The 23,340-nt window shown below is 45.2% G+C and carries 18 protein-coding genes and 1 riboswitch; of the genes, 7 read left to right on the top strand and 11 right to left on the bottom strand.

Features of this window, described 5'->3' with window-relative positions:
* Window positions 1-16: 16 nt before the first annotated feature.
* Entirely contained in the window at window positions 17-1,201 is a 1,185-nt protein-coding gene (locus tag NO989_RS02425) for a mandelate racemase/muconate lactonizing enzyme family protein (protein WP_371341995.1), read from the top strand.
* Between the two features lie 70 nt (window positions 1,202-1,271).
* Here the strand turns inward: NO989_RS02425 and NO989_RS02420 are convergent, their stop codons facing one another.
* Both NO989_RS02420 and NO989_RS02415 read right to left on the bottom strand, forming a co-directional pair.
* Window positions 1,272-2,147: an amidohydrolase gene (locus NO989_RS02420; RefSeq protein WP_039224502.1), complete on the bottom strand. Its 876-nt coding sequence runs from the start codon at window positions 2,145-2,147 to the stop codon at window positions 1,272-1,274.
* Between the two features lie 86 nt (window positions 2,148-2,233).
* Entirely contained in the window at window positions 2,234-3,025 is a 792-nt protein-coding gene (locus NO989_RS02415; protein ID WP_069943748.1) for an SDR family NAD(P)-dependent oxidoreductase, read from the bottom strand.
* Window positions 3,026-3,372: 347 nt separating this feature from the next.
* On the opposite strand from NO989_RS02415, the gene NO989_RS02410 reads away from it, so the two are divergent.
* On the top strand, window positions 3,373-5,133 hold the full coding sequence (locus NO989_RS02410; protein WP_069943747.1) for an acyl-CoA dehydrogenase family protein: 1,761 nt from the start codon (window positions 3,373-3,375) through the stop codon (window positions 5,131-5,133).
* A 94-nt stretch (window positions 5,134-5,227) separates the two neighbouring features.
* On the opposite strand, the gene NO989_RS02405 is transcribed toward NO989_RS02410, so the two are convergent.
* Window positions 5,228-5,773: a DUF3016 domain-containing protein gene (locus tag NO989_RS02405; protein WP_283626649.1), complete on the bottom strand. Its 546-nt coding sequence runs from the start codon at window positions 5,771-5,773 to the stop codon at window positions 5,228-5,230.
* Window positions 5,774-5,896: 123 nt separating this feature from the next.
* Window positions 5,897-6,268: a hypothetical protein gene (locus NO989_RS02400; RefSeq protein ID WP_371341994.1), complete on the bottom strand. Its 372-nt coding sequence runs from the start codon at window positions 6,266-6,268 to the stop codon at window positions 5,897-5,899.
* 479 nt (window positions 6,269-6,747) lie between these two features.
* Here NO989_RS02400 and ccoG point away from each other — a divergent pair, with 479 nt between their 5' ends.
* The 5 genes from ccoG (at window position 6,748) to NO989_RS02375 (ending at window position 13,158) form a co-directional block, all read left to right on the top strand.
* Entirely contained in the window at window positions 6,748-8,178 is a 1,431-nt protein-coding gene (gene ccoG, locus NO989_RS02395) for a cytochrome c oxidase accessory protein CcoG (protein ID WP_371341993.1), read from the top strand.
* Window positions 8,175-9,158 carry a serine/threonine protein kinase gene (locus NO989_RS02390; protein WP_371341992.1) on the top strand — a complete coding sequence of 328 codons (984 nt, stop codon included), beginning with the start codon at window positions 8,175-8,177 and terminating at the stop codon, window positions 9,156-9,158. Before ccoG ends, NO989_RS02390 begins: the two co-directional genes overlap by 4 nt.
* Before the next feature lie 119 nt (window positions 9,159-9,277).
* Window positions 9,278-9,530, top strand: a riboswitch (cobalamin riboswitch).
* An 88-nt stretch (window positions 9,531-9,618) separates the two neighbouring features.
* Window positions 9,619-11,541 carry a TonB-dependent siderophore receptor gene (locus NO989_RS02385; RefSeq protein WP_216600737.1) on the top strand — a complete coding sequence of 641 codons (1,923 nt, stop codon included), beginning with the start codon at window positions 9,619-9,621 and terminating at the stop codon, window positions 11,539-11,541.
* A 308-nt stretch (window positions 11,542-11,849) separates the two neighbouring features.
* Entirely contained in the window at window positions 11,850-12,482 is a 633-nt protein-coding gene (locus NO989_RS02380; protein WP_371341991.1) for a thiol:disulfide interchange protein DsbA/DsbL, read from the top strand.
* Between the two features lie 85 nt (window positions 12,483-12,567).
* On the top strand, window positions 12,568-13,158 hold the full coding sequence (locus NO989_RS02375) for an HD family hydrolase (RefSeq protein WP_371341990.1): 591 nt from the start codon (window positions 12,568-12,570) through the stop codon (window positions 13,156-13,158).
* Window positions 13,159-13,216: 58 nt separating this feature from the next.
* On the opposite strand, the gene NO989_RS02370 is transcribed toward NO989_RS02375, so the two are convergent.
* The 7 genes from NO989_RS02370 to NO989_RS02340 form a co-directional block, all read right to left on the bottom strand.
* Window positions 13,217-14,437 carry an alginate export family protein gene (locus NO989_RS02370; protein WP_370134752.1) on the bottom strand — a complete coding sequence of 407 codons (1,221 nt, stop codon included), beginning with the start codon at window positions 14,435-14,437 and terminating at the stop codon, window positions 13,217-13,219.
* 141 nt (window positions 14,438-14,578) lie between these two features.
* On the bottom strand, window positions 14,579-15,481 hold the full coding sequence (locus NO989_RS02365) for an ABC transporter ATP-binding protein (protein ID WP_371341989.1): 903 nt from the start codon (window positions 15,479-15,481) through the stop codon (window positions 14,579-14,581).
* 16 nt (window positions 15,482-15,497) lie between these two features.
* Window positions 15,498-16,493 (bottom strand): ABC transporter permease, encoded by a 996-nt coding sequence (locus NO989_RS02360; RefSeq protein ID WP_370134748.1) that lies wholly within the window; start codon window positions 16,491-16,493, stop codon window positions 15,498-15,500.
* A gap of 88 nt (window positions 16,494-16,581) precedes the next feature.
* Window positions 16,582-17,991 (bottom strand): CmpA/NrtA family ABC transporter substrate-binding protein, encoded by a 1,410-nt coding sequence (locus tag NO989_RS02355; RefSeq protein WP_371341988.1) that lies wholly within the window; start codon window positions 17,989-17,991, stop codon window positions 16,582-16,584.
* A 571-nt stretch (window positions 17,992-18,562) separates the two neighbouring features.
* Window positions 18,563-19,879, bottom strand: coding sequence for a methyl-accepting chemotaxis protein (locus tag NO989_RS02350; protein WP_075175961.1), 1,317 nt, complete (start codon window positions 19,877-19,879; stop codon window positions 18,563-18,565).
* A 284-nt stretch (window positions 19,880-20,163) separates the two neighbouring features.
* Window positions 20,164-21,762: a diguanylate cyclase gene (locus NO989_RS02345; RefSeq protein WP_371341987.1), complete on the bottom strand. Its 1,599-nt coding sequence runs from the start codon at window positions 21,760-21,762 to the stop codon at window positions 20,164-20,166.
* A 4-nt stretch (window positions 21,763-21,766) separates the two neighbouring features.
* Complete coding sequence (locus NO989_RS02340) at window positions 21,767-23,284, bottom strand: bifunctional UDP-sugar hydrolase/5'-nucleotidase (RefSeq protein ID WP_061439519.1); 1,518 nt, start codon at window positions 23,282-23,284, stop codon at window positions 21,767-21,769.
* Window positions 23,285-23,340: the final 56 nt, after the last annotated feature.

The following is a 23,340-nucleotide window of genomic DNA, read 5'->3' as shown; positions in this document are numbered from 1 at the left end:
GAATTGTTTATACATTATGAAAGTCACCAAAGTAGAAATTTTTGATATCGAATGCCCTAAGCGCCCTCAGTGGAACCCGGTTTTCGTACGCGTTTACACCGACGAAGGTATTACCGGTGTGGGCGAAGCAGGACTGGCTTATGATTGGGGTCACAGCGCCGCAGCACACATGATTAAAGAAATTGCCGAAGCCATGCTGATTGGCTTTAATCCTTTTCACACTGAACTGCTGTGGTCGAGAATGCTGCGCGAAGGCTTTTGGGGATTAGGCGGCGGCCCGGTTATTTATGCTGCGATGAGCGCTATTGATACTGCACTTTGGGACATTAAAGGCAAAGCGCTTGGCTTACCGGTTTACGAATTACTGGGTGGCAAAACTAATGGCAAGCTCCGTAGCTACGCTAGCCAGCTACAGTTTGATTGGGACAAAGAAGTAACCAAGCTTAACGACCCCGCTGACTATGCTCGCGCCACTGAAAAAGCACTTAAAGATGGTTACGATGCGGTTAAAGTTGACCCCATCGTTTACGATAAAGATGGCAACACCCATTTCGACAGAACCAAACTATTCACTAAGCCCGAGCTTAAACTTTTCAAAGCCCGTCTTCAGGCAATTAGAGACACAATGGGCGAAAATGGCGACATCATCTTTGAATGTCACAGCTTATTAGGTGCATCAACGGCTATCCAGCTGGGTGACATCGTTGAAGAAATTGGCTGTCTATATTACGAAGAGCCAGTGAATTACCTTAACTCGAAGCTTCACGACAAAGTAGCGAAGAACGTGAATGTGCCTATTGCGGGCGGTGAACGCTTGTACCACCGCTGGGATGTACGCCCTTACCTTGAAGACCAATCTATTGATGTACTTCAGCCTGACGTTGGCCTTTGTGGTGGTTTCACCGAAGCGAAAAAGGTGTGTGACTATGCCGACATTTACGATGTACGTATTCAGGCTCACGTTTGCGGAGGCCCTGTAGCGACAGCGGCAAGCCTGCATCTAGAAACGGCCATTCCAAACTTCTTAATTCACGAGCACCATACCTACGCTATTAAAGACTGGAACCGTGAACTTTGCATTCAAGATCCTCAGCCAGTAAACGGCTTCATTGAAGCGCCTGACACACCGGGAATTGGTATCGATCTAAACGATGAGGTGGTTTATCGCTCGCCGCACATGACGGTAACTGAGCTTAAATAAAGCTGAAACCCAACGGGTTTATTGAAGGCAATAAACCCTAGGCTAGTTCAGCAGCTTAAGTAAGCTAGCTTTATGCGATGTCGTACCATCGCTTCGCATTTTCGTACAGCAGCGCCGCTTTTTGAGTTACAGAAAGCGGCGTTGTCATATCAATGAACCCATGCCAAAGCGCGGCATACGGCATTCGCCACTGACACAGCGGAAAATTGCTGGCAAACATCATGTGATCTGTGCCAACGGTGTCCAGCAAGGTTTCAAAAATATAAGACGCACGCTGCCACAGCCAACGGCGATCTTGCATTTCTAATCCTGAGAACTTAAACACAACTTGCTGCGTTTCATTCAAGTCGCGAATATTCTGCCGCCATGTTTTAAACGCAAAGCTATTTACATCAATTGGCGCTATTGCGGCATGGTTTATAGCCACTTTTAGCGAGGGTGTTTGTTCTAGTACCGTTAGCAGCGCATGCACAGCATTGCTATCTGCAAGATTTAACTGCGCTTCAAAAGACAAGCCTTGCGACGCCATATGATGAACTCCCCATTTAACCTTAGGGGTGCGTAAAAGTACTTTAGCATCGTCATCTAATATGTGACGAAGCCCACCTATTGACTGGTACCGCTTTAGCTTGTCGATATGACTGCCAACATTATTTCCCGTTAAATCGATACACCCAACCGAACGGAATGGCAGCGTACAATGACGCTCCAAGAACGCAATTTCACGCCAGGGTCTTTCGTTATCGTAACCCGCTTCAATGTGAACAAAACCGCCTAACTGCCCTAACGACGCGCAATAGAGCATGTGCTCTGTAGTATGTTTTGCAATCGCTTTTTTATCTGGCCAAAAGGGGGCATTGGCTGGTTTCAGCCAACCATAGTGCCCTTCGTTTAAGGCAAAGAAGTGAATATGAGGGTCTATCCAAGTGATTGAAGGCTTGCTCATCTTTGTTTATAAAACCTTGGTTTATGCTATTGCTGATAAGGCATTTCGCGTTGCTTTTCTGTTCAGCCCTATCTATTGTGCTCTTTCTATTGTGCTGTGTAGCCCCCATCCACCGCATACAAGCTACCCGTGATGAACGACGCTTTGTTGCTGCATAGGAAATAAGTCAATTCAGCTACGTCTTCGGGCTGGCCCAAACGTCCAATAGGTTGTGCAGCGGCTTCTTCAGCTACCACTTCATTTTTATCTGCCCCAGAACGTGCCACATAATTATCAATGGCGTTATGAAATAGAGGGGTTTCGATGGTACCCGGGCATACCGCGTTAACGCGGATATTATAGGGTGCGTAGTCAAGCGCGGTGGTTTTCGCCATAGACGCCAACGCACCTTTGCTGACACCGTAGGCGAACGAATTGCGCTTTCCAATAAAGGACTGATCTGAACCCATCACCACAATCGCGCCGCTGCCCTGCTCTTTCATGGTTGGCAGGCAAGACTTAATCGCGCCATACGCCCCTTTTACGTTCAAGTTTAGTACCTTATCAAGCAGCGCTTCATCAGTGTCTTCAATGGTTGCTGAAACATGTATACCGGCATTACACACCAATGCGTCTATGCGTTGATAAGAACTAATAACCTCATTCACCGCGGCTTCAATATTACGCACAACACTTACATCACACGGCTTCCAGATAGCATTAGGTAACGCTTGCTCAAAGTCTCTGATATCTAAATTAATGACTTGATAACCGTTTTGACTAAACAGCTTGCATACCGCAAAACCGATACCCAAGCTTCCCCCCGTTACAATGCAAACCGGGATCTGCGCATCATCACTGCTATGTTTAAGGTTTTTCTTCGCGCTTTCTGAATTCATGTTTTTATGTACCGTGTTGCTTGTGCGTATGTGAACGGGTTATTTCAATGTAAGCTAAGCATGCCAGTGAGAATTTGAATTGCAAGCGAGCCTACCACTTGAGTTCACTTTTCTATATTAACATCAATGCGTCAGACATAATCACCAGAGCCTGTGTGACCTTTGCTGCACATTTAAAGTCCATGAGTCTTGGAAAACCTATGTGTTTCTCTCATGTCAGTCCGCATAGATCATTACCCACATCATCCAAATTTATTATTAACTTTCCTTTAACGGACTATTCGGACTACGCTTTTTGTGACTATAATAGACAAAATTAAAACACTTGTTTGAAAAAGGAGTCATCCATGCCTCTGTACCACGCCCCTACGACTGATTTTCAGTTCTTGTTAAAAGACTGGCTTGGACTTGATGCTCACTACGAAAAGCTCGGTATCAGCGACTTTGATAGCGAGCTTGCCAACGAAATTATTGCACAGGGTGCAAAGTTTGCTTTGGATGTGGTTGCCCCTCTTAACCGTGAAGGCGATGAAGAAGGCTGTACGCTAAAAGACGGCAAAATTACCACGCCTAAAGGCTTCGCTGATGCCTATCAGGAATATGTTGCTAACGGCTGGAATGCAATGCTAGGTACTGCCGAGTACGACGGGCAAGACTTGCCGTACACCATGGCTGTGCCTGTTCACGAAATGCTAAACGCGGCGAACTTAAGCTGGCGTTTAACCACCATGCTTACTGAGAGCGCAACACTTGCGGTTACTAAGCACGCCAGTAAAGAATTAAAAGATATCTACCTTGCTAAGCTAATCAGCGGTGAGTGGACAGGTACCATGAACCTGACCGAACCTCACGCAGGAACAGATTTGAGCTTGCTTAGTACCAAAGCTGAGCCACAAGGCGACGGCAGCTATAAAGTCACCGGTAATAAGATTTTTATTACCGCAGGCGATCACGATTGGAGCTCGAACGTTATTCACCTTGTTCTAGCTCGTCTGCCTGATGCTCCCAAAGGCGTTAAAGGCATCAGCTTATTCTTAGTGCCCAAGTTCCTTCCAGATGCCAGCAATGAGCCTGGCGAGACGAACAGCTTGTCAGTGGGAAGCATCGAACACAAAATGGGGATCAAAGCGAGCCCGACTTGCGTGATGAATTTTGACGGTGCAACGGGTTACCTTGTAGGTGAAGAAAACCAAGGCCTAGCATGTATGTTCACCATGATGAACGATGCACGCTTCCAAGTAGGTCTGCAAGGTTTAGGGGCGGCAGAAGCCTCTTACCAAGGCGCGCTGACCTATGCCCGCGAACGCGTTCAGTCTCGCGCACCTCAGGGAATTCAAAATCCAGAAGGCAAAGCAGACCCGATCGTCTTTCAACCTGACGTAGCGCGTATGTTACTTACGCAGAAATCACTGATTGAAGGCTGTCGTGCACTTTCACTTTTCTATGCCAAGTTTATGGACGTTGAGAAGCTTGGTGAAGGTCAAGAAAAAGAAGATGCCGACAAGATACTTCAGTTTTTAACGCCAATCTGCAAAGCTTTTATGACGGATATGGGCCTTGAGACCACCAGCCTAGGTGTACAAGTATTTGGTGGTCACGGCTTTATTCGTGAATGGGGTATGGAACAACTTATGCGCGACGTGCGCATTGCTATGTTATATGAAGGCACCAACGGTATTCAGGCGCTAGACCTTATTGGTCGTAAGCTTACCCGAGATGGCGGTCAAATGATGGAAGCGACCTATAATGCGTTTAACGCTTTGGTCAGCGACATTCAAGACAGTGAGGCGAAGGGTCTGGCTCAAGGAATTCTTGATGACTGGCGTGCATCTTCAGCCGATTGCTTAGGTATGGATGCCACCACCGCTGCAGCTGCTGCTTGTGATTACTTGGCATACAGCGCCTATTCATTGATTGGTGTACTGTGGTACAGCATGGCCGACAAAGCGCAGGCATCAGGTAATGCAGTACTTGCAGCGTCTAAGATGAAGACACGTGACTTCTACATGGAACGTATATTAGTACGTCGCGATGCGCACAAAGCCGCTTATAAAGCTGGCCCTGGAAGCACCCTTGCAATATCAGGTAATGAGTTTGATTATCTGTAGGCAGCTTATTCTGCTATAGCCCGTGAAATATGGGCTATGAACGCAAAAAAGGTCACTATATGTGACCTTTTTTATTATGATTTGAACGAAACTATTAGTCGTTCGCTGCTACTTGGGTTGAAAACGTATCTGAAAACCAATCGTTAAGCATCGCTTTTTCATAAGAAAGCGATTCCGTGCGATTGCGACGAATATTCGACTCCATAAAATCCATATCTTTAAGTTTCACATCTTCACCACTTAAAATGACCTGACCGTCGGCATTAGCCAACGAGTAGCTGAATGTCATTCTAGGAATATCAACGCGCTTAATGATACGGACGTCGCTACCGGCGCCGTTACCGAAGCCGACAAACTGGCTTGGCCAAACCTGACCAGCTAAATCAACATTTGTTACTGTCATTGACAGCACTTGCGACTCAGGTAAATCACTGGCCAAATCTACAATGTGTTCTTCAAGCTCTTGTAGCGTTCGTTCGCGGAACCGTTTGCGTGACTCATTAGTTGGCTTAACATCGCTATATGTTTCAGGTTCTTCCCAAGTAATCTTTACTTCTGCCGCCTGGGTGGGAGCGAAAACAGCAAGAAGTCCAACCGCAGTGGCACAACCTAAATAAGAAAAAGTACGTAATTTATTCACTTTTATGCTCCTAAATTCAGTCGTTTAAACTATGAGTTAGCAAGACATTTAGAGAAAGCTTAGCATGCAGCAATTGTCGGCTTTTATATCAGCTTTACATTTAACCAACCTGGTTAAAATTGGCTAGTCTCGCTTTGCTACTTGCATAATTGACGACTGTTTAATGATTAGGCATAGTTGAACGCGTTTAGTTCCCGTAAAGTTGGGGTTTATATCGTCCTTTTCACAATAGGTGTGATAAAAACGTTTAACGCTTGCGCTGTCAGCGGTGATTTGCTGAACATATGTTTGCTGGTAAGGCTTTAAGGGACTCAGCTGGATATTAATTTTATCTTGTAAATTACGCAGTTCTTCTCGCTCCGGTAAGGTGGCAATTGAAACTAGCCATTCAGAAAGCGAGTTCTGGATATCTTCAAAGAGATACTGAACAAAAGGAGACCGCAGCACAATTACCAAAACAATAATTTCAGCAGCGATGATAAAGAACCTTAACATGACTTCTCAGCTAACTTTGACAGACGTTTACTACAAATAGCGCCAATTTTTAGCACCTTTCTCACTATGTGCTCAACTACACTTTGCCAATTTACATTTTCACAATGCTCACTGTACACGATTCAAACGGTAATTGACCACATTATTATCGACGATAATAGGGTCATATCGGTTTACCTGTAAATACAGCAAACTATACTCATGTATAGTAGGTAAAGCCTAATCGTCGATGTTGGGCATCAAATGGCATCTGGCCGTTATATTAATCCTCATTATTCACGTAGCTGTATTTAACTATTTACAAAGTTACATAGACTGAGGAAATCAAAACAAAAAACGACTTACGTTCTGAAGTTTCAGTATTGACTGAAACTTTAAAAAGATACACCATACGCCGCATTATTGATCTACATTAAATATGACGTTTTGAACGCAGTTATACTGCACAGGCAGTTCGTTACGTCACATAAGGTTAAGCTATGAATGAACAAATACCGGTAAAGACCGTTACACCGGTAAAAGTACATAAACCCAAAGGTGGACCTGAGGGTAAACGCCACGACTCTCGTAGCCGTATTTATGTGCGGGCTGTACAAGGCCCTCTGGAGACATTTAGACGCATGTTTGGCCTTTTCTTTTTGGGCCTCTTTGCCATCATTCCATGGATTCAGTACAACGGGCATCAAGCCGTGCTACTCGACATCGGCGAGCAGCGATTTACTATATTCTCACTAACCTTATGGCCTCAAGATCTCACTTTGTTGGCCTATATATTTATTGTTTCCGCCTTTGCGCTGTTCTTCGTCACCACTTTCGCTGGTCGAGTGTGGTGTGGATTTATGTGTCCTCAAACAACGTGGGTATACATTTATACGTGGTTCGAAGAGAAATTCGAAGGCCCGCGCAACAAGCGTATAGCGCTAGATGCACGCAAAATGGATGCAGATAAATTTTTGCGTAAAACAGCTAAGCACACCGCTTGGGTATTGGTAGCGCTGTTAACGGCTTTAACCTTCGTTGGCTACTTTACGCCAATTGATGAACTGTTTATCGATTTTGTAACATTTAACACCAGCTTCTGGGCAGGTTTATCGGTTATTTTCTTTGCCGTCTGTACGTACGGAAACGCTGGCTACATGCGCGAAATCATGTGTACGCACATTTGTCCCTATGCTCGCTTTCAGTCTGCCATGTTCGACAAAGACACCTTTACTGTATCGTACGATGTAAAACGTGGTGAACAACGCGGCCCGCGACCACGCAAACTTAGTCACGAACAAGTAAAGGAAAAAGGTTTAGGCGACTGTATAGACTGCAACCTGTGTGTTCAGGTATGCCCAACCGGTATCGATATTCGAAATGGCTTACAATACGAATGCATCAACTGCGGCGCCTGTGTTGATGCCTGTAACGGTGTTATGGATAAAATGGGTTATCCTAAAGGCCTGATAAGCTTTACCTCTGAAGAAGAACTAGCTGGCGGTAAGACTCATATTTTACGTCCAAAGTTAATTGGTTACTTTGTAGTTTTAGTGGTGATGATAGGCTTGCTGTTTGCCAATATTTGGATGCGCAGCCCCACCGAAGTTGACATTATCCGCGACAGAAACTCGCTATACCGCGAAACGAATGAAGGGCTAATTGAGAACGTTTATACAATAAAAGTACTTAACAAAACTCAGCAAACCCAAACCTACTCTATTGCTGTAAAAGGTTTGCCTGACTACAAGTACATTGGTGAGCAAACTGTAACAGTTGAAGGCGGTGCGGTGTATAGCACGCCAATTTCAGTTGCAACTGACGCCTATAATCTGGAAGATACGGTTACCGATATTTTTATCAGTGTAACCACCACTATTGATGGGGAAACGGTTACCGTTGATGAGCCAACTAAGTTCCTTTATCGATGACAGATTTTTCATTCTCTGGGCTTAGCCCAGACACCATATTAGATGCCCTGGAAAGTCAGGGCATTTTTCTTCAAAGCGGTTTGCTAGCACTAAATAGTTATGAAAACCGCGTCTATCAGTTTTTGGCTGAAGACGGTCAGCGCTATGTAGCAAAATTCTATCGCCCAGGTCGATGGACCGACGCTCAAATTCTTGAAGAACACGCGTTTGCTGCAGAGCTAATCGATAACGAAATTCCATTGGCTGCGCCCATTTCTCTCAATGGCAGCACGCTGCATCATCACACCGTGGCCGAAACTGATTATCGATTTGCGTTATTTCCTTCGGTGGGCGGTAGACAATTCGAAAATGACAACCTTGATCAACTCGAATGGATGGGGCGTTTCATTGGCCGTATTCACCGCGTGGCCCATGCTAAAGGGTTTGCACATCGTCCCTCGATTAATATTGAAAGTTACCTCGATGAACCGAAGCAGGTGCTTATGCAAAGCACACTGCTGCCAGAGCATCTAAAGACAGCATTTTTTGCCATACTTAACCCCGTTATTGATGCCACGAAAAAAGCGTATAAGCCAACATCGAGTATTCGGCTTCACGGTGACTGCCACCCAGGCAATATACTGTGGCGCGATGGCCCTACCTTCGTTGATCTAGATGATTGCCGCATGGGCCCTGCTATCCAAGATTTGTGGATGATGCTAAGCGGCGACCGCCAACAACAACTATTGCAGCTCGATACTTTGGTTGAAGCATACGAGGAGTTTCACCCGTTTGACACTGCACAGTTGCCACTTATTGAGCCCCTGCGCGCTATGCGAATGGTGCATTACATGGCATGGCTTTCACGACGCTGGGAAGACCCTGCTTTCCCGCGGGCATTTCCTTGGTTTGCTGAAGACAAATACTGGGAAGGCCAAATACTTGCTCTGAAAGAACAGCTATCGGCCCTTCAAGAGCCTCCACTGAAATTAGGATATTGAGCCAGTCCCTTTACTGCTGAAAAAACGCTTTTTCGATGACCGTTGCCGATAATCTTATGGCGGTTACGAAAAAGCGTAAGGTATAAGAAACCGTATTCGCTATCACTTTTTAACTTAGATATAATCGACAGTGTGTAGGTGCTCTTGTCTAGCTCCATATTGACTACGGCGACAAGGGTTAAACGGGAAATCAGTGAAAAACTGATGCTGCCCCCGCAACGGTAAACTCAACGCGTTGTCGTTTTCTTTTCATACGCCACTGTCTTTTATGCGTTACGTATTAAACGCCATTAGATGGGAAGGCAAAAGAGCTATTACATTTTTAGTAATGGTGAGTAAGCCCGGATACCGGCCTGTACTTCATGGTGTCGTTTGCTTGCTCACATCCATAATTAAGCAATGCGTGCACTTTCCCTAATCATGTGCTCGGGTGGAGCGCATCAAAGACAACATAAAAACCATGCGTACACATTTTACTAAAGCAGCCCTTAGCGCTGCAGTTATTTCGTGCTTAAGCACACCTGCCTTTGCTCAAACTTCTGACCAAGATATTGAAACTTTAACAGTAACAGGCACGCGTTTGCCTATTTCGTTAACCAAACTTCCTGGTTCAGTATCGGTACTAACTGAAAGCGACATTAAAGCTTCGGGCGCACTTCAACTTACCGATCTAATTCGCGGCCTACCTGGCGTTAGCTTGTCTCAGTCAGGCAGTCCTGGTGGCTTAACGGAGCTGCGCGTGCGCGGCGGTGAAACCAACCATCTACTTGTTTTAATTGATGGCGTTGTTGCCAACGACGTAGGCCAAGGAAGTCTGGTTGACCTTGCTCACTTAACTAGCGCAAACGTGGTGCGCATAGAACTTCTTAGAGGCCCGCAGAGCGCAAGATGGGGCAGCGGCGCTATCGGTGGTGTATTGAGCATTACTACGAAATCAGGCCAGTTTGCCGATAATGCGTCACACGTAGACTTCTCTGCTGGCGTTGGCACACAAGGTACGTTGCAGGGCAGCATGAACGCGCGCTCGCAAAGCGATAACGTAGGTATTTCTGCATACGCCAGCTACATACGTACCGACGGTGACAACGTATCTCGTGTTGGTAACGAAGATGATGGCTACGACAACATGACCGCTGGCATTAATATTAATTATGCCGCAACGTCGGAGCATACGTTAATAGCTAACCTTCGCACGGTTCAGTACGAGAACGATTACGACGGCACTGATTTTGTGACGACAGGCCTTCCTGCTGACTCAGATAACGTGACGGATGGTTCACAAATTAGTGCGAAATTAAGATGGGAATTTGCTCCGGAAAATACAGGTTATCGCTCAGCGCTAAGTGCGCATTATCGCAAAGACGATAATGATAACACTGAGTCAGGTGCAGACACTGGCGGAACCACTGGTGAGCGCATAGAGTTAAACTGGACAGGTTTCTATACCATGGATAACTGGGATTTTGCTGGCGGTGTTGAATACCTACAGCGCCTTTTTACCCAGCGCGGCCCAATTGCATTTGGCGATCCGAACCAGAAGCAGCATGACAATACTTATAGCGTATTTGCCGAGACAAATGGTCAGCTAACCGAGTCGCTAACCGCAACACTAAGCGCACGATTCGACAACAACAGTGAGTTCGACAATGCCGTAAGTTATCGCGGTGGCCTTACCTGGCAGCTTAACGATTACTACGCTGTTTTTACCAGCTATGGTAAAGCTGTTAAAACACCCACCTTCACCGAGCGCTTTGGCTACTTCCCAGCAAGCTTCATCGGCAACCCAAACTTAGAACCTGAAACCAGTGAAGAATGGGAAATAGGCGTTAAGGCGAACTGGAAATCACTGTCTGCACAAATCAGCGCATACACTACCGACCTTGAAGATGAAATCAATGGCTTCGTATTTGTGTCAGATTTGGGTGCATATAGTGCAGATAATATCGACGGTGAAAGCTCGCGAGAAGGTATTGATCTAGAACTTAACTGGGACAGTGGCTATGGTGATTTTACCGCAGCGTATAGTTATCTAGATGCGGAACAAACCGACAATGGTATAACAACCACTGAACTGCGTCGTGCCCGTCACCAAGGCTCATTAACCTACAACACTGACTTTGGAACGGAGAAGTTCAGCTTTTACACCAAGCTAGCTTACACAGGGAGTCATTACGACACCTTCTTCCCTCCTTTCCCTGAACCGTCTCAGACTCTGGCGCTGTCAGCCTATACGCTTGCAACCGTTAATTTAGGCTATCAAATAGATAAGCAGTGGCAGGTCTCGTTGAAGGTCGACAATGTATTTGATACTGATTATGAAGACATTGTAGGTTATGCTGGCCAAGAGCGTCGCGCTCTACTTTCAGTTAACTACAGCATGTAAGTGATGTAACGTTAATGAACCTTCTGTTGAGCATTGCTTAAAGGCAAAACTCAACGTGAAATCAACAAACAATAAAGGGCTATACATGGTTATAGCCCTTTTTCTTTGAGTTTCTGTTAGGGCCTGATGATTCAGACTCTGTTCATCATGCGTATATAAAATACTGCATTTACCTAAACCTTGAATCGCGTTTTTTAGTGAGCTTATCGCGTAGTAAGGCATTGAAGTAGAACAGGTCCTAGTTAAGCGAACAAGCCTGTGATAATCTCGGTATCGATAATAGTTTTTTGAACATAGGATTATATTCCATGAAAAAGTTTGCAGTAATGTTTGTCATGGCAATGCTTTTGCCACTAACAGCATGCGCTCAGGAGCCAGCGTCTAAATGGAAAGAAGGTACGCACTATACTGTGCTTGATAAAGAAGCCACAGATAAGCCTGTTATTACTGAGTACTTCTCATTTTGGTGCCCTCACTGCTTCCAGTTCGAACCAATCGTTGCGCAAATTAAAAAAAAGAAAAGCGACGGTACGAAATTCAATAAGGTGCACGTAAACTTTATGCGTTTTACTGGACCTGAAGTTCAAGATGACGCAACTAAAGCCATGCTAATTGCGCGCGCTATGAAGCAAGAAGACGCGATGAACGGCGCTATTTTTAACTATATCCACAAGCAACGTGCATCTATCACTGGCTTGAAAGACCTTCGCAATATCTTCGTTGTGAACGGAGTAGACGGTGAAGAGTTTGATAAAATGGCCAAAAGCTTCGGCGTAAATAGCATGGTGCGCAAGAATCAACAGCAAATTGATGAGTATCGTGAGCACCTAACTGGTGTGCCAAGCTTTATTATCAACGGTAAATATCAGCCTACATTCACTGCTGACATGACCTTCGACGACATCGCTGACCTAATCGTGTGGCTATCTGAGCAAAAATAATTTGGTTAATGACCAATACACTCATTAGACCTTGAATAATTAAATGGGCGCTCAGGCGCCCATTTTTACGCCTTGGAGCATTCCAATGTATGCAGTAAGTGACTTTGCTGACTTTATCTGTGAACTTGACCAGCTAAAAGCAGTTAAGCGCCAGATCACCCTCCCCTGTGATAACTATCGACAGGAAAACTCCGCAGAGCACAGCTGGCATGTTGCATTAATGGCAAATATGCTAAGCGAATATGCGGCCAAACCTATAGATGTGACCCGCGTTATTCGCATGGTCCTTATTCACGATATTGTGGAAATTGATGCTGGCGACATGTTTGCTTTCAATCATCAAACAGATCACGACGCACAAGCCGAGAAAGAAGTAGCTGCCGCTAAGCGCATTTTTGGTTTGTTGCCGAGTCCACTTAATAGTGAAATGCTCGATTTATGGCTTGAGTTTGAAGCAGCGGAAACCGCTGATGCAGAATTTGCAAAATCAATGGACCGCGTACTTCCCGTATTTCAAAATATGAAAGACAACGGAGGAAGCTGGAAGCGTCACGGTATTGCAAGGGAGAAAATTGAGAAGCGTAATGCTCACCTCAAATCTTGCGCACCGGCTTTATGGGACTACGTTATGCAGCAGCTTGATGTGGCCGTTGAAAAAGGCTGGCTAAGTCAGTAACGACTCAGCCAGACCTGTAGTATTAATTACAACATAACGTTGTAATAGTGTATTGCAATTAGAAGCGTGTACCAATCCACATCCAGAAGCGATTGGTATCCACCTTTATATCTCCCGCATCGTAAGTACCGTACTTAATGCCAAAATTGTACTTACCTGCAAACTTCTTCGTATACTGCACATTAGTTTCGCTGCCTAAGTCGTCAGCACCGTTACTGCTGTCGTCAGCGCTGAAATCGTGGTAAGCCAAAAGCCATTTACCACCGGCTAGCCCACCTGATAGAGATAACTTAAGATCTTTTAAGCCCTGTGCTGGCGTGCCCAAGAACTGATCAGTCCAACCGTTGAATTTGTGCAGCGTAGCTAGCGGCGTTGCAAACCCGTACAACCCATCGTCAGAACCTAGTATTTCGTAATCGACCTTAGCCGTCACACCAGAAAACGTGGCTGCGACATACGCATTTAGATAAGAGGCGTCAAAGTCGGTGGCCGTTTCGCCCGCGCCAGCTTCGCTTGATTGCGTGGCAAACTCACCACCGTAAGCCCAACTCACGCTGTCACCTTTCATCTTTCCATCGTAGCTCACGCCATACGTGTCCAACGCGTTATCCGTGTCGTTGTCCACCTCTAAAAGGTAAGCGTAGGCCACAAACTTGCCAATTTTAGATGTATAAGTAGCATGAAGAATATGATCTTTAGAATCTAAATCTGCCGCCTCAGCAAAAATGCGGTTGCGTTTGTAAAGATAGCTATAGAATAGTTCTAGATTGTCTGTTGCCGCATATTTAGCGCTTGCGGCATCAAAGGTCTGGCGGTCTTGTCGCCAGCCAACGTGGCCAACAAATCGATGGTCATCCAACGTAATTACTTGTCGCCCTACTCTGGCGGTAAAGTTATCCGCCTTATACTGAATAAAAGCTTGATCAACTTCGGTAGTTTCAGGGTCGGCAATGACCGAATACTCACCTACGTTAAAGCCAGTAGGCCCCACAGTAAACTCATCTTGCCCAAGTACAATACGACTGTCTTCAACCTCAGCGGTAAATGAGAAACCATTAATGCTACCTGAACTAAACCCTAAACGCGTACGCAAAGTCAGTGCACTTGCGTCTTCTAACGCATTGTCTTGATCAACAGCTTCGTAGCGTAAATTCAGATCAGCCCATGCCTTTGAATCGCTTAATGCGCTGTGAATGTCAGCGGCCATTACGCTTCCACCCAATACTGTCATAACAGATGCTGTTAGCATCTTAGTGCCAAAGTTTTTTAACGTGTTCATGTGTATTCCCTATCGGTATTGATGAGGGCCTGCTGGCCCAGAAGTCAACACTTACCCAGCCAGCAGTAGAATGCTGGTTAAAAGTGATGGTTTTGGTTGGTTGGCGGAAAAGGCTTCCGCCCTAGTCAGGTGCCGATAAAGCTAGGCGGCATCTGACTTCTTAGCGTCTTTTTTTTCAGATGACACCCCGCTGGGTTTTGCTAGCTGTTGTGAATGTTTATTAGTTGTAGGCGCTTGGTTGGCGCGTGACGAAACGGTTTCAACCTTCTTTTGTTTGTCGTAAAGGAAAGTTAAGACTTCATGTCTGTAGTGGTTGTACTGCTTGTTATCTGCAAGTGCTAATCTATCTCGCGGACGCGGCAACGCAATATCTAGAATTTCGCCAATGGTGGCTGCCGGGCCGTTATTCATCATAACAATGCGGTCTGATAGCAATACCGCTTCATCCACATCATGAGTAATCATGATAACCGTGTTACCCAAATCAGCATGAATTTCCATTAGCGAGTCTTGAAGATGAGCGCGAGTTAGGGCGTCTAGCGCACCGAACGGTTCATCCATTAGCAGCACTTTTGGCTCCATTGCCAACGCTCGTGCAATGCCCACTCGCTGTTTCATACCACCTGATATTTCACTGGGTAATTTATCAAGGGCGTGGGTCATGTGCACAAGCTCTAGGTTGTGCATGATCCAGTCACGCATCGCGTTTTTAGTCTTGCCTCGCATGGTCGATTTTACGGCCAGCTCAACATTCTTGTATACCGTAAGCCAAGGTAATAAAGAATGGTTTTGAAAGACTACTGCACGTTCAGGCCCAGGCTGCTTCACTTCTGCGCCATCTAAAATTACGCCGCCGGTAGTAGCTTGATGCAAACCTGCGACGATATTCAGCACCGTTGATTTACCGCAGCCCGAATGGCCAATTAACGACACAAATTCACCTTTGCTGATTTTAAGATTTACATCTTGAAGCGCAGTAAATGCCCCCTTCGGTGTGGGGAAGTCGATACCCACCTGCTCTAACTCTAAGTGTTTAGTGTGCATAAAATTCTCCTCAAAATTAGCGTAGTACGCTCGACTTGTCCCAGCTTACAGCGCGCTGAATCGATAACATTAGGCGGTCTAGCACAAAGCCAATAGCGCCAATGGTGAGCACTGCTACCATGATTCTCGCTAGCGACTCTGAACTTCCGTTTTGGAATTCATCCCACACAAACTTTCCTAGGCCCGGGTTTTGGGCAAGCATTTCTGCCGCAATCAGTACCATCCAGCCAATACCAAGCGACAATCTAAGTCCTGTAAAAATCATGGGGATAGAAGATGGAAGTACTATTTTGGTGAGATGAGCAAACGGCGTAAGGCGCAATACCTTACTTACGTTGATTAGGTCCTTATCAATATTTGATACGCCTACTGCGGTGTTAATAAGGGTTGGCCATAAACAACAAAGCGAAACCGTAAAGGCAGAGGTCACGAATGATTTAGAAAAGACCGGATCATCGCTGACATAAACGGCACTTACCACCATAGTCACCAGCGGCAGCCATGCCAATGGAGACACTGGCTTAAATAACTGGATAAGTGGATTTATTGCGGTGTAAGCAGATTTACTTAGACCACATAGTATACCCACGGGAACCGCCACGACTGATGCAATTAAGAATCCAACCATAACGGTGTAAAGGCTTGTCCATATCTGATCAAAGAAGGTTGGCGCACCGGTGAATTCTCTAATTTTTGGCTGATAAGTAGGGTCCTGCGCTACACGCGCTGCATTTCTTGCTTCTTGACGTTGATAGAAAGCGTCTGCTTTTTCGCGCTGTGCAATATGTTCGTCAATTAACGCACCGGCTTGCTCAAAAACTTGTGCGGGCCCTGGGAACTGCCCCAGCGACGTGTCGATACTTTTTGCTACACCATTCCAAATGGCCAAAAACATCAGCAAGCCAATAACAGGCAGCAGCAACGCAGGCGTGGATTGATATAAACGGCTCAACAAAGAGTTGGCGTTTGACGGCGACGATGGAAGGCGAAGAATGGTTGTCATCTTGCTCATTGCTTGCTCCTGACACTTGATGTGCGCTTTTGCGCTGTTTATGCCCCGCCCTAGTTAAAACTGAAGGCAGGGCTATTAAATCAGACACTTACAGTACAGTGTCGCCCTTCAGACCAATCTTAAATTGCTCTAAATAAGCGTTAGGCTTGCTTCCGTCAAACGTCACGCCATCAATGAATTCGCTCTGAGGTGGCTTGTAGCCCGTTTCCGTCCCAAACTCTGGAAAGTCAGACGCCTTAGCTTTACCTTCGGCAATCAGTGCTTTAGCAGCCTGAGCATAAACTTCTGGTTTATAGACTTTTTTGGCTGTCTCTTTATACCAATCGTCAGACTTAGCCTCTGAGATTTGACCCCAGCGGCGCATTTGTGTGAGGTACCAAATAGCATCACTGTAGTATGGGTAAGTGGCGTTGTAGCGGAAGAACACATTAAAGTCAGGCACGTCGCGCTTGTCACCTTTCTCGTATTCGAAAGTGCCTGTCATGCTGTTAGCTAGTACATCTTCATCTGCACCCACGTAGTTACTTTTAGCAAGAATCTTTACCGCTTCAGGACGGTTCGCATTGTCGTTTTCATCCAGCCACATTGCCGCTCGAATTAGGGCTTTAACCACGCGAATGTGCGTATTTGGGTATTTGTCAGCCCAGCCTTGGCTTACGCCGAACACTTTTTCAGGGTTATTTTTCCAAATTTCGTAGTCGGTGATCACAGGTACACCAATACCTTTAAACACTGCCTGTTGATTCCATGGCTCGCCTACGCAGTAGCCATAGATGGTGCCGGCTTCCATCGTCGCTGGCATTTGCGGTGGGGGTGTGACTGACAACAGTGCCTGAGCGTCTATTTGGCCCGCGGTATCGCCTTTATGCGGCGCATAATATCCAGGGTGAATTCCACCTGCCGCAAGCCAATAGCGTAATTCGTAGTTGTGTGTAGAAACTGGAAATACCATTCCCATGTTGAACGGCTTTCCTGCGTTGCGGTATTCATCAACCACTGGCTTTAAATAATCAGCTTTAATGGGATGAACTGGCTTGCCATTTTCCTGTGGAATATGGGCCTTCATTTTGTCCCAAATTTCATTAGAAACGGTAATTCCATTACCATTGAGATCCATACTGAACGCTGTTACCACATGCGATTCCGTGCCGAAGCCAATGGTTGCACCAAGGGGCTGGCCAGCCAGCATATGAGCGCCATCTAATTGGCCGTCGATTACGCGATCAAGCAGCACTTTCCAGTTAGCTTGCGCTTCCAATGTAACGTAGAGGCCCTCATCTTCAAAAAAGCCTTTTTCGTACGCCACAGCAAGCGGTGCCATATCAGTGAGCTTGATAAAACCAAACTTAAGTTCTTCCTTCTCAGGCCAGCCTATCGCTGGCGCTTGTGCTGCCACACTCGCAGAAAAACTTGCTACAGAGACGGCAAGTGCTGCACATACTCCAGCACTCGCCGTTCGAAAGCGTTTTAGCAGTGATGTTGTCTTTAACCCAGTCATACGTGTTCCTCGTAGCCAAAAAAAAACCCACCAGCGTACGACGTTTAACCGTCGAGCATGGTGGGCTTCGTTGCCGTGTTTGTAATATCGGAGTTCTTACAAACGCATCAAGTTGTTAATGGTAAGTCAGGAATTCCCGCTCACACACCTCATCTTTAAGGGAGGTTTATTAAAAGCTTTAGCTTATAAAACCATCTTTATTTTTTATTATTATGCACTTGCCATAAATGCCGGAGATGATGATGCTTCCTTACCGTTCTCCGCTGAATCCTATTTGTTTACCCTATGGTAAGTGTTGTGCACTCCACTCTGCCATCGCATTTGTGTTTGCACCCGTTGCTTTGTACAGCAACGTTGCTGTTGCACGGATTATTTAGCACCCATCGTGCCAGAAATGTAAGCCATTAAAATTTATGAATATTTACACTATTGAGGTAAGAGAAAAGTGAGAATGAATTCGTTTTGGTGCACCAAAACAGGGGGGGTGTTCAACCTTGGTGCGCGAAAGCAGATACCAAGGTTGAACAAATATGGCCAATGACTGAGGCTGTCTGATTGTGTCGCTAATTTTCTAGAGGCGTTTAGTAAATTGCCCGATAGCGTTTACCACTTCATTGGCACCGCTTTGGATTTCGCTCATTGCTTTGCCTGACTGCGTTGAATACTCTAAGGCTTCGCGCGCTTTTTCCTGACCCGCTTCAATTAACTGAACTGCATTTTCTGTTAACTTTCTGTTTTCTACGACAACGTTTACGATTTCTTCAGTTGCGCTACTAGTTCGCGACGCTAGCTGCCTGACTTCATCGGCTACTACCGCGAAACCACGCCCTTGATCGCCTGCACGTGCAGCTTCAATAGCAGCGTTAAGCGCCAATAAATTAGTTTGGTCGGCAATTCCGCTAATACTTTTAACCAAGTCCGCAACTTTTTGGGATTGCTCATCAAGGTCCTTAATACCTTCACTCGCATTACCCATCTGTTTCGTTAATTCGTTCATCGCCTTAACCGTAGAATCGAGCACTTGGTTTCCCTTACGTGCTTGCTCTCCAGTTTCTTGCGAAATATTGAATGCAACGTTGGCGGCTTCAGAAATGGCGAACTCCCGCTTCATTTGCTCTGTAATTACCGTTGCAAATTTCACTACTTTATAAAGCTGACCATCTTCGTTTCTGATGGGGTTATATGACGCTTCTAGCCACACTTCATTCCCTCGGCTATCAATGCGTTTGTAGCGTCCAGATTCTAACTGTCCTTGCGCTAGCCCACGCCAAAACTGTTTGTATTCTTCCGAGTTCGCCTCTTGCTCTGTGCAAAAGATCCTATGATGCTTTCCAACTATTTGCTCCAGCTTGTAGCCCGTGCCTTTCAAAAAGTTTTCGTTGGCTTTTATGATGGTGCCATCAAGGTTGAACTCAATAACAGCAGAAGAGCGATGAAGCGCGGCAATCATATCTCTAAGCTCATTACTGTAAGAAATATTGCGCGTTTGCTCTGCCATATAGAAAGAAATACACTTCACATTTCCATAGGCGTCATCTATGGGCTGTATGATTCCTCTTACCCAAATCTCATGGCCTTTTGCATTATTGAAGCTAACTGCGCCATGCCAATGACGATGATTTTTAACAGCGCCTAGCATATCTTGAACGTCCGATTTCTTAAGCGATTTCGGGTCCATTAGGCTTTCAAGGGACTTCCCTTCTAGCTCTGAAATCTTAAATCCTGTTGCTTGAGTACATAGATCATTAATTGCACGTATACGTCCATCTGCATTCAACTCAATGTACAACATTTCTTCACGAAGCTCTTCCTTAACCGTTTGATATGCCGCCAGTTCCTTTTCCAAACGTTGGTTTTCGGCTATCAACTCTTTATTTTTGAAAAACATCCTGCGCTCCTAATGAACTTCGTTTCACGCATTATTTATCAGCCGACTTAGCTCATAACGAAGCCACCCTGACAAAATAGGCACTGGCGTATCACACTGAAATACGGTTAGTTGTCTGAAACGATAAGCTAGTTTTTGTTGGTTTTGATTAAAGATAGCAGAGGAAATGAAGTTTATTGATGTTTCACACAAATAAAACTGAAGTTTTTTTGTTCAATAAAGATTAGAGATAGCCCAGTTTGGGGATTGACATAAACCCGCCTCTTTTTACTATACAAAAATACTCATGGCAGCGATGAAAACACGCAGCGATTCCGGCCGCCCGTTTTGGCGTCGTACAAAGCTTTATCAGCGGTATTAAGGATCGAAGTTAACGTCCAGTTGTGGTGATTAACGAAATTGACCGTTGCAACGCCCAAACTTGCGGTAATTACGGGTGAAACTGTGCTCTTGCTGTGCTCTATCCCTAATGATTCTATCGCATCTCGAATCTCTTCAGCTTTCACCTTCGCGCCTTTCTCATCAGTATTGGGCAAAATCGCTACGAACTCCTCACCACCGTATCGAGCACAAAAATCAGTGTTACGGGTAATGACTTCATTAAGCCCAATAGCGACGGCTTTCAGGCATTCATCCCCTTTAGGGTGACCATAATTGTCATTGTAAAGTTTGAAACTATCGACATCCAAGATAACTACCGTCAACGGCCAGTCATACCGTTTTGACATCGCTATTACCTTTTCCATTTCCATTTCAAATGCCCGTCGGTTTGGGATGTTAGTCAGCGGATCGCTAAGTGACAAACGAATCAATTCGGTTTCTTGGCTCTTTACTCTCTCAAAATACAGTGCGAAGGTTTTAGCCAGGCGAGATATCTCGTCACTGCCTTCGAAGCTTGCTACTTCTTCACTATTTTTTTCAACCAAGTTGGTTAAAGCAATTAAACGCAGAATAATACGCTTGTAGATATAGAAGATGATGGCGCAACAAATAATCATCACAATTAATGAAAGAGCCAATGACAGGGTTATTTGTTTGGACACAGCTTGGTTGGCAGACAATGCGTAAAAAGAGGTGTCTTTTGTGATTGAAGATGCCCTAAACTCAATATTTGACGCGACTTCTTCAGCCAAGTGCTCAACAAAACTGCCTCGCCCTCTTGAACGTCCACGAATACGCATGACATTAGCTTGTTTATCAATCATGCCCCATTTACCTAATACCCCCTCCTCTAGCGCTCTTACCAGTTCGCTGCTGCGCTTGTCTAGCGATGTCGCCTCACGCAAGGAAGCGATGCTTTCTTCAATACTGTCCTCTAACTTGCGTAACTCATGCAGTTGGAACTGCTGATTTATTTGGGCAATTTGTAATATCAGAGGAACCAGCGTTTGAGAAGATTGAATACCCACATACTGCGATTTATTGTCTTCGAAAATATTGTTCAAGTAAGTAAAGAGTACTTCCCTTTCCACCCGCACTTCTTTTTCAACATCAATTCGCTGACGCACTAATGCGTTTAGTTCTTCTATTTCTAATGTAAGTACATTCAGTTGCGTCGCTAAGTACTTGTCTCCCTGCTCAAGTTTCAAATTGGAGGAATCCAGGCGCTCTATCGTTTCATCTAACTGAGTTTTGACAATACGCCGAGACGATTGGCTCTCAGACGATGTTAATCGCGCAGTAAGTGAAATTAAGTGCTGAACTTCACGAGTAATTTCAGTAGCTTGGCTAAGAGTGGGGATAGAAGACGAGGTGATATCGTCAAGCACTGTTCGCACGTCATTTAAACGCAGCAGCGTCAAAACCAGTATTAAAAGAAAAAATCCCATCACACTGCATTGTGCAATGATAAACAGATACAAAATCTTTTTCTTATGCTGCATCTGATCACTCGCCTTTTGCCATATTTATTATGCGGTTATCAGTTTTAGGCTTTAAATCGTATTGATTGACGATGGCCTGCATAACAAGGTCTGATATTTGAGGGGGACGTGTGCTCGAGGCCGGACGCTTTTCGGTATTCTTTAACGCATAGAAACCGTCTCCGCCATTAGCCAGAAAGTTACTTGTAGCCAATGAATAGGTTTTCGACTTATCTATTCGCTTTCCATTAATCGTGACATTTTTTACTCGTTGAAGCACTTTCGCTGAAGGGTCGAAACTATAAGACATACCCGATACATGAGGAAAACCACCTTTTAAATTTTGATATTGCGAAAGCCCCTCTTCCAGAGCTTGAATTAACTGAGCGCCAGTTATATCCAAAGCCACAACATGCGCGCGAAACGGCATTTCGGTGACAATATCTTGCCGAGTAATTGGTGTACCTGCCGTATATTGTTTGTTGCCTCGGATACTGCCTCCGTTTATCAAGGCAATTTCAGTATTGGCATAGCGTTTAATGGTATCCGCGACAAAGTTTACAAAAGGATTCTCTTCACTTCTCACTTCTTTGCGCGCAGTCGAAACGGCAATCTTCCATTCGCCAATTTGGATATTTAACAACCGCTTTAGGCGCGCTTCATACTCAATGAGTTGCTCGTTTAACTCAGCATCAGCCTCTATATCTTCTAACGGCTGTTCTATATACGACGTTGCTTGCCACCCAGTATTTTTCACAAAACTAGCAACGACAGCGGTTCCCTGCTGTGTAAGTACCATACTATTAGGATGACGCGTAGTTTCGAGCATATTTTTCTCGTCCAAGCGACTGTCTGTTATAAAAGCGACATCAATAATGCGTTTGTTCAGCATGGTATTAATAAAAGGGAACGGGTAGGAATAGTGAAGCAAAATAATATCTGCGCCTTGCTGTCGCAATCTTTTAGACTCCTCCATGATGGCTTTTTGAGGAGGCGTTATAGCAATATCAGATAATTGGTACTCCTCTATCACTCTCTCATGTAAAACTGATATAACACCAAGTGTTAATTCTTCTTTTTCTACAATCACAGAAGTGTGCAGGCCATCTGGGGAACGCCCCACCCGGTTGTCTATTACGTTGCTGGCTACCAATGGAAAGGCTGCTTCATAAGAACGAAGAGATAATTCATCCTCATAGAAACTAAATTCTCTCTTTGTGACCCCCATCACATCTGGCTCAAGGGAATTGAGAATATCAATAATGTGGGAGCCACGGTCAAACGAGGATAGCGCGCTCGGCCCAATCGAGCCGCCGCCGAAAATGAAGAAGACGGTTTCACTAATTTGCCGCTGTTGTTTTACGAGGGTTTGAAGATTAGCGTAACGCCCTGTGCGTGCGTCGCTAATATTAGGCATATCTGCGGTTAGTACGAAAGTTACGCTAGAGGTTGTGACCTGTTCTCGATTTTCAGATACAGCATAACCTGCTCGAAATAAGAGCGACAGGCTAGCTAAAAATACGAGCCATTGCGTGATTCGCATAACACCACTTAAGGAAAACTTGTTAATACTATTAACAAGTATAGCAACGATTAAGT

The sequence above is a fragment of the Alteromonas sp. DY56-G5 genome (genome assembly GCF_041414725.1).
Lineage (GTDB): Bacteria > Pseudomonadota > Gammaproteobacteria > Enterobacterales > Alteromonadaceae > Alteromonas > Alteromonas macleodii.
This window is presented reverse-complemented; position numbering and strand designations above follow the sequence as displayed.

Bases quoted from the DNA above. Each gene is read 5' to 3' on its own strand.
- NO989_RS02425 (WP_371341995.1), top strand. From the start codon at position 17: ATGAAAGTCACCAAAGTAGAAATTTTTGATATCGAATGCCCTAAGCGC.
- NO989_RS02420 (WP_039224502.1), bottom strand. From the start codon at position 2,147: ATGAGCAAGCCTTCAATCACTTGGATAGACCCTCATATTCACTTCTTT.
- NO989_RS02415 (WP_069943748.1), bottom strand. From the start codon at position 3,025: ATGAATTCAGAAAGCGCGAAGAAAAACCTTAAACATAGCAGTGATGAT.
- NO989_RS02410 (WP_069943747.1), top strand. From the start codon at position 3,373: ATGCCTCTGTACCACGCCCCTACGACTGATTTTCAGTTCTTGTTAAAA.
- NO989_RS02400 (WP_371341994.1), bottom strand. From the start codon at position 6,268: ATGTTAAGGTTCTTTATCATCGCTGCTGAAATTATTGTTTTGGTAATT.
- ccoG (WP_371341993.1), top strand. From the start codon at position 6,748: ATGAATGAACAAATACCGGTAAAGACCGTTACACCGGTAAAAGTACAT.
- NO989_RS02390 (WP_371341992.1), top strand. From the start codon at position 8,175: ATGACAGATTTTTCATTCTCTGGGCTTAGCCCAGACACCATATTAGAT.
- NO989_RS02385 (WP_216600737.1), top strand. From the start codon at position 9,619: ATGCGTACACATTTTACTAAAGCAGCCCTTAGCGCTGCAGTTATTTCG.
- NO989_RS02380 (WP_371341991.1), top strand. From the start codon at position 11,850: ATGAAAAAGTTTGCAGTAATGTTTGTCATGGCAATGCTTTTGCCACTA.
- NO989_RS02375 (WP_371341990.1), top strand. From the start codon at position 12,568: ATGTATGCAGTAAGTGACTTTGCTGACTTTATCTGTGAACTTGACCAG.
- NO989_RS02370 (WP_370134752.1), bottom strand. From the start codon at position 14,437: ATGAACACGTTAAAAAACTTTGGCACTAAGATGCTAACAGCATCTGTT.
- NO989_RS02365 (WP_371341989.1), bottom strand. From the start codon at position 15,481: ATGCACACTAAACACTTAGAGTTAGAGCAGGTGGGTATCGACTTCCCC.
- NO989_RS02360 (WP_370134748.1), bottom strand. From the start codon at position 16,493: ATGAGCAAGATGACAACCATTCTTCGCCTTCCATCGTCGCCGTCAAAC.
- NO989_RS02355 (WP_371341988.1), bottom strand. From the start codon at position 17,991: ATGACTGGGTTAAAGACAACATCACTGCTAAAACGCTTTCGAACGGCG.
- NO989_RS02350 (WP_075175961.1), bottom strand. From the start codon at position 19,879: ATGTTTTTCAAAAATAAAGAGTTGATAGCCGAAAACCAACGTTTGGAA.
- NO989_RS02345 (WP_371341987.1), bottom strand. From the start codon at position 21,762: ATGCAGCATAAGAAAAAGATTTTGTATCTGTTTATCATTGCACAATGC.
- NO989_RS02340 (WP_061439519.1), bottom strand. From the start codon at position 23,284: ATGCGAATCACGCAATGGCTCGTATTTTTAGCTAGCCTGTCGCTCTTA.